This window comes from Sinorhizobium terangae (genome assembly GCF_009601505.1).
Lineage (GTDB): Bacteria > Pseudomonadota > Alphaproteobacteria > Rhizobiales > Rhizobiaceae > Sinorhizobium > Sinorhizobium terangae.
In genome coordinates, this window is record NZ_WITC01000039.1 from 1 (window position 1) to 7,229 (window position 7,229).

Annotated in this window: 4 protein-coding genes; 1 reads left to right on the forward strand and 3 read right to left on the reverse strand. The window is 62.8% G+C overall.

Translation table 11 applies throughout. The features are described from left to right. Nucleotides 1–158 precede the first annotated feature (158 nt). Complete coding sequence (gene mfd, locus GHK62_RS11675) at nucleotides 159–3,668, reverse strand: transcription-repair coupling factor (RefSeq protein ID WP_153439235.1); 3,510 nt, start codon at nucleotides 3,666–3,668, stop codon at nucleotides 159–161. A gap of 9 nt (nucleotides 3,669–3,677) precedes the next feature. After that, nucleotides 3,678–3,983, reverse strand: coding sequence for an FAD assembly factor SdhE (locus GHK62_RS11680; protein WP_153439237.1), 306 nt, complete (start codon nucleotides 3,981–3,983; stop codon nucleotides 3,678–3,680). A 122-nt stretch (nucleotides 3,984–4,105) separates the two neighbouring features. On the opposite strand from GHK62_RS11680, the gene recG reads away from it, so the two are divergent. Then, a complete protein-coding gene (gene recG / locus GHK62_RS11685) occupies nucleotides 4,106–6,211 on the forward strand; it encodes an ATP-dependent DNA helicase RecG (protein ID WP_153439239.1) in 2,106 nt (701 codons plus the stop codon). 12 nt (nucleotides 6,212–6,223) lie between these two features. Here the strand turns inward: recG and GHK62_RS11690 are convergent. Next, nucleotides 6,224–7,169, reverse strand: a protein-coding gene (locus GHK62_RS11690; RefSeq protein ID WP_167528167.1) for an IS630 family transposase whose coding sequence is annotated in 2 segments (ribosomal slippage) — nucleotides 6,224–6,829 and nucleotides 6,831–7,169 — 945 coding nt in all. Because the reading frame shifts where the segments join, the coding sequence is not laid out codon by codon here. Nucleotides 7,170–7,229 lie beyond the last annotated feature (60 nt).

Here is a 7,229-nt window from a genome sequence, read left to right on the forward strand (position 1 = left end):
GTGGAATCAAAGAGTTACAGCGTCCTTTGTGCGTCCCAAAGGACGCACGGCGCTGTAGATCACGATGTTTTTAGGTCCGATCGACCTAAAACCATTTCCTCATCCCGCGCTAGCCGGACCACCTTGCCGCCACGCCAGCCGCGGCGGCATCTTCATTTTCACGCAGGTTTTGCAAGTCCGGCGAGTTGCGTCATCACCATTGCCGCGCCGGAAAGCCTCTTATCCGGCGTCGCGAGCTCGCGTTGGAAGAAGATGCTCTGGTCCGGGCGGATTTTTGCCAGCGTTCCCTGTTTGGCAATGTAACCGACGAGAGCCGCGGGGTTCGGAAACTCCTTGTTGCGGAACTGAACAACCACGCCTTTCGGCCCGGCATCGAGCTTCTCGACGTTTGCGGTGCGGCAAAGCGACTTGATGTAGACGATCTTCAGGAGGTGCTGCACCTCCGTCGGCAGCGGTCCGAAGCGATCGATCAACTCCGCGCCGAAACCGTCGATCTCCTTGAGGTCCGTCAATTCGCCGAGACGCCGGTAGAGGCCGAGCCTCAAGTTCAGGTCCGGGACATAGTCTTCCGGAATCATAACCGGAGTCCCGACCGATATCTGCGGCGACCAGCCGGTGTCGTGAATTTCCTCCTCGCCCTTAAGTTCGGCGACGGCCTCTTCCAACATTTGCTGATAAAGCTCGAAGCCGACCTCCTTGATGTGGCCGGACTGTTCCTCGCCGAGCAGGTTGCCGGCTCCTCGGATATCGAGATCGTGGCTGGCGAGTTGGAAGCCGGCACCCAGCGTGTCGAGAGATTGCAGCACTTTGAGGCGGCGCTCCGCTGGCCCCGTCAATGTCTTGTTGACCGGCAACGTAAAGAGCGCGAAGGCGCGAACCTTGGACCGGCCCACCCGGCCGCGAAGCTGGTAGAGCTGGGCGAGGCCGAACATGTCGGCGCGGTGCACGATCAGGGTATTTGCGGTCGGCACATCGAGTCCCGATTCAACAATCGTCGTCGAGAGGAGCACGTCGTAACGTCCTTCGTAGAAGGCGTTCATGATGTCTTCGAGCTCGGTTGCCGGCATCTGGCCGTGCGCCACGGCGACCTTCAGTTCCGGGACATCGGATTTCAGGAAATCGTGGATCTCCGAAAGGTCGCTCAAGCGCGGGCAGACATAGAAGCTTTGGCCGCCGCGATAGTGCTCGCGCATCAGCGTCTCGCGGATTACCAGCGCATCGAAGGGGGAGATGAAGGTGCGAACCGCCATGCGGTCGACCGGGGGCGTGGTGATCAGCGACAATTCGCGAACCCCGGTCAAGGCAAGCTGCAGCGTGCGCGGAATAGGCGTTGCCGACAGCGTCAGCACATGGACGTCGGACTTCAGCTCCTTTAGCCGTTCCTTGTGCTTGACGCCGAAGTGTTGCTCCTCGTCGACGATCAATAGGCCGAGATTGGCAAACTTGACCGAAGAGCCGAGCAGCGCGTGCGTGCCAACAACGATGTCGGTCTTGCCGTCGGCCACTTCCCTCTTCGTCAGCGCGAGTTCCTTCGAACCGACGAGCCGCGAGGCCTGCTGGATGCGGACCGGCAAGCCACGGAACCGCTCGGCGAAGGTCCTGAAATGCTGCCGGGCAAGCAAGGTCGTCGGCACGACGACCGCAACCTGCACCCCGTTCATCGCCGCGATGAAGGCGGCGCGCAGTGCCACTTCCGTCTTGCCGAAGCCGACATCGCCACAAACCAGGCGATCCATCGGACGACCGCTTCCAAGATCGTCGCGGACGGCGTCGATCGAGTTCATCTGGTCTTCGGTTTCATCGTAGGGGAAACGCGCGGCGAACTCGTCATAGACCCCGTCGTGGGCAACGAGGACAGGCGCGCGGCGGGTATGTCGTTCGGCAGCGATGCGGATAAGGCCTCCGGCCATATCAAGCAGCCGCTTCTTGAGCTTGGCCTTGCGCGCCTGCCATGCGACGCCGCCGAGCTTGTCAAGAATCGCATCGGTGCCTTCGGAGCCATAGCGCGACAGAAGCTCGATGTTTTCGACGGGCAGGAAGAGCTTGGCATCCTCCGCATAGACAAGCTCGAGACAGTCATGCGGCGCACCGGCCGCCTCGATGGTGCGCAGCCCAACGAAACGGCCGATACCGTGTTCGGCATGGACGACATAGCTGCCCTCGTCGAGGCCGGTGACCTCGGCGATGAAGTCGGCGCCACGTTTGCGGCGCTTCGATCGGCGCACCATCCGGTCGCCAAGAATGTCCTGCTCGCCGATTACCACAAGATCGCCGGTCTCGAATCCGGCTTCGAGGCTGAGCACCGCAGAGGCCGCCTCGCCCGGTTTCAGCGAGCGCACATCGGACAAAGCCTTGATCGGACGAATATTCGCAAGCCCGTGTTCGCCGAGAACCTGCAAAAGACGATCGAGCGATCCCTCCGTCCAGCCCGAAATGACGACCTTCGCGCCCCTCGCCCGCTTTTCGGCGATATGCTTCACAGCTTGATCGAACACGTTCGCGCGTTCGCCGTCACTTTCGATCTCGCCCGCCGCCTTTGCCCAGCGCAGCCCCTGTCGCGCCTCGATGGCGACGACCTGGCGCGCTTCCCCTTCATGCTCGTGAAATGGCGAGAGGCGGACGGCGTTCAGTTCAGAGAGCATCGCGCCAAAGCCCTTGGCGCTGAGATAAAGCAGTTCCGGCGGCACAGGCTTGTAGGGCGTGCCTTGGGAGATCTGGCTTTTGCCCGGCGATGCAGAGGCAAGGCGCGCATCATAATAGTCGAGAATAAGCTTCGACCGCTCCGCCGCCGCTTCGCGCGCCAGATGGTCCGTGACGATACGGAAACCGTCGAGGTAGTCGAACACCGTCTCCAAGCCGTCATAGAAGAGCGGCAGCCAATGCTCCATGCCGGCATAGCGGCGCCCTTCCGATACCGCCTGGTAAAGCGCATCGTCCCGCGTCGCGGCTCCGAAGAGCGAAAGATACTGCTTGCGGAAGTGGCTGATGGTCTCGGGCGTCAGCGACACTTCGCTCATCGGGTTGAGATCGAGCGAACGCACCTGGCCGGTCGTGCGCTGGCTCGCCGGGTCGAAGGAGCGGATTGTCTCGAGCGTGTCGCCGAAGAAATCCAGGCGCAGCGGCTCGCCGCTGCCGGGGACATAGACGTCGAGGATGCCGCCTCGGACGGCGAACTCGCCGACCTCGCGCACGGTCGGCACACGCTCGAAACCGTTTCGCTCCAGCCGCGCGGCAATATCGTCCATGCGGACCTGGTTGCCCGGCCTTGCCGAAAAGGCGAGGCTTTCGATCACGTCCTGGGGCGAGATTTTCTGGAGGGCCGCGTTCACGGTGACGAGCACGATCGCCGGATGTGGCTTCGCCCGGTGCGCTATCAGCGCGCTCAAGGCGGCCAGCCTCCGCGCGGACGTGTCGGCACTCGGGGAAACGCGGTCGTAAGGCAGGCAGTCCCAGCCCGGGAGCGTCAGAACCGGAATGTCCGGCGCCACGAAGCCCAGAACCTGCTCAAGGTCGGCGATCCGCTGACCGTCGGAAAGGATATAGGCGACGGGGCTTCCCGCGCGCGCCAATTCGGCAAGGATCAGTGCCTCGGCGCCGGACGGCACCGGGCCGATCGTCACCTCCCGTGTGGTGGAAAGGATCTTCTTCGCGTCAAGGCCAGATATCATCGCTTGTGTCTATTTCGTTTCCTGACGAAGCTTGTCGAAGTCGGGGCGATAAGCCGCGATCCGGCCGAACAACGGCGTCGCATAACGCTCCGGCAGGGGCTGTTCGCCGGTGATCCATCGCACGAGATCGTTATCTTCCTCGCGCATGATCGTTTCCAATTCATCGAGCTCCGCATCGGACAGGCTCGCCAACTCTGTCTCTGCGAACTGCCCGAGAATCAGATCCATCTCGCGAATACCGCGATGCCAGGAACGAAAGAGGATCCTGCGCCGACGCGGGTCGAGATCGGCGCTGGTACGCGTGATGCCGGTCATGGAAAATCCTTCCTGCCGCCCGCTGCCAAGGCGGCGGGTTTTTAGTCACTGGGCTCTATAAACGCTGGAAGGCGCGTTGTCAGCCTTGCCAAAGCCGGAATTATCGTCGCAATTTCATCGTCATGCGCCCTGCCCTCCTCGACCCGCTGTTTTCGCCTCTCGACACGCTCCCCGGCATCGGTCCGAAAACCGGCGAACTCTATGCGCGTCTGCTCGGCCGTGAAACGATCGACGATTGCCGGGTGATCGATCTTGTTTTTCATCCGCCCCATTCGGTGATCGATCGGCGCCAGCAACCGGGCATTGCCTACGCGCCGCAAGGTGCCGTTGTCACTATCACCGGCCGCGTCGACCGGCACCAGCCATCGCCTCGTGGCAGACCGAACGTACCCTACCGGGTGTTTCTGCACGATGACACGGGCGAACTGGCGCTCACCTTCTTTCGCGTCAAGGGCAATTGGCTGGAAAAGGCGCTGCCGGTCGATGAGACCGTTGTCGTCAGCGGCAAGGTGGATTGGTTCAATGGCCGTGCGTCGATGGTCCATCCTGACTATATGGTCAGGGTCGCCGAGGCGGAAAATCTACCGCTCGTCGAGCCCGTCTATGGGTTGACTGCCGGCCTCTCGCCGCGAACGTTGCGGCGCTCGATCGAGGCGGCGGTGGCGCGGGTGCCCGATCTGCCGGAGTGGCTCGACGAGGCGCTGCTCCGTCAGCAAGGGTTTCAAGGCGCAAGGGAAAGCTTCCACCGGCTGCACGAGCCGCGCGATGAAACCGACATCGATGCGCAAGCTCCCGCGCGGCGGCGGCTCGCCTATGACGAATTCCTCGCGGGACAGTTGTCGCTTTCGCTGGTGCGCCAGCGGCTGCGCAAGGTCGCCGGAACCCCCGTTCATCCGACTGGCAAATTGAGTGAGCCGGTCATCCGTGCTCTGCCTTTCTCGCTCACGGCGAGCCAGTCGGCCGCGGTCCGCGACGTCCTTGCCGACATGTCCGGCAGCGATCGCATGCTGCGTCTGCTGCAAGGCGACGTCGGTTCCGGCAAGACGGCGGTGGCGCTGATGGCCATGCTCGCCGCGATCGAATCGGGCGGCCAGGCGGTGCTGATGGCGCCGACTGAAATCCTCGCCCGGCAGCATCATGCCACCCTTTCGAAAATGGCCGCGCCGGCCGGTATCGGGATCGATGTCCTAACCGGGCGCACGAAGGGCAAGGAGCGCGATGCGATCCTGGAACGGATCGCCTCCGGCGAAACGCAGATGGTGATCGGAACCCACGCTCTGTTCCAGGAAGCCGTGAACTATCATCAGCTCGTGCTGGCCATCGTCGACGAGCAGCATCGTTTCGGTGTTCACCAACGGCTGCGGCTCACCGCCAAGGGCATTTCCCCACACATGCTCGTCATGACGGCGACACCGATTCCGCGCACGCTCGTGCTCGCCGCCTTCGGCGACATGGATGTCTCCAAGCTCACGGAGAAGCCGGCCGGGCGAAAGCCGATACAGACGGTGACGATACCCACCGAGCGCACGGATGAGGTCATCGACAGGCTCGATGCGGCGCTCGGCCAAGGCAAGAAGGCCTACTGGATCTGCCCGCTGGTGGAGGAATCCGAAGAAAGCGATGTGATGTCGGCCGATGAGCGCTATCAGAGCCTTGTCCAGCGCTTCGGCAATGACGTCGGTCTCGTTCACGGCCGCATGTCCGGTCCGGACAAGGACGCCGTGATGCTTGGCTTCAAGAATGGCGAGATTCGCCTACTCGTGGCGACGACGGTGGTGGAGGTCGGCGTGGATGTTCCCGACGCGACGATCATGGTGATCGAACACGCGGAGCGCTTCGGTCTGGCGCAACTGCATCAGTTGAGGGGGCGCGTGGGCCGTGGTGATGAGGCATCGACCTGCATCCTCCTCTACAAGAGCCCGCTCAGCGAAGCAGGCCGCGCACGTCTTTCCATTTTGCGCGAGACCGAGGACGGGTTTCTGATTGCCGAGGAGGACCTCAAACTGCGCGGTGAAGGCGAGCTTCTTGGAACACGCCAGTCCGGAACACCCGGTTTCCGCATCGCGAGCCTCGAGGCGCATGGTGATCTCCTGGAGATCGCCCGCAGGGATGCCGCCTATGTCATAGAGCACGATCCCGAGCTCACGTCAGAGCGTGGCGAAGCGCTGCGAACGCTGCTTTATCTTTACCGACGCGACGAGGCGATCCGTTTCCTGCGCGCCGGTTAGAGTCTGTCAGACCTACGTTGAAACGTATCCTGCATGCCTGAGATAGGCGGCGCATTCGTGCGGGCTGAACGCCTTGAGAGCTTCGCCGACGCGCCGCCATGTCGCCTCGACGCTACGCTCGTCGGCCTTGCGCAGCAGGGTCTTGAGTTTGGCGAACATCATCTCGATCGGATTGAGGTCGGGGCTGTAGGGCGGCAGGAAGAACAGATGGGCGCCGGCGTCGCGGATGGCGCTGCGCGCCGGCTTGCCCTTGTGGCTGCCGAGATTGTCGAGGATGACGATATCCCCGGGGTTGAGGGTTGGCGCCAGGCATTGCTCGACCCAGGCGGTGAAGGCAATGCCGTTGATCGGGCCGTCGAGCACGAAGGGTGCGACGATGCGGTCGTGACGCAGCCCGGCGAGGAAGGTCAGCGTCTTCCAATGGCCATGCGGTATTCTGGCGATCAGCGGCTGGCCGCGCTGACACCAGCCGCGGCTGCGCGTCATGTTGGTTTTGACCCAGGTTTCGTCAACGAACACCAGGCGGCGCGGATCAAGTCGATGTTGATGGGTCTTCCAGCGGCTTCGGAAGCGCGCCACCTTCGGCCTGTCCTGCTCGCTGGCGATCAGCGTTTTTTTTAAATGTCTTGCCTTCGCGGCGCAGAAACCGCCAAACGGTGTCATGCGAGACATCGATCCCGGCCGCCTTCAGATCGGCGGCAAGCGCCCGCACCGTCCAATCGGTTTTGGCCGCCAGTCGGCGGTGAACCTCATCGGCCGCCGCGCCCCGCAGCATGGGTTTGACATGGCCCCCCATCTTGGCCGGCGCCAAACCGCGGCCGGACCGGTCGAGCTGGCCGATCCGCACCGCCGTCGCCGCCGATATCCCAAAGCGCAAGGCGGCCGCCCGCACCGTCATGCCTCCGGCCAAAGCGGCGGCGACGCGCTGGCGTAAATCAAGAGAAAGAGGTCGCGCCATCATTGCTGGCCTCCTCACCAGCAATGATCTTGAATCACAATCCCAACAAAAAGGGAATCC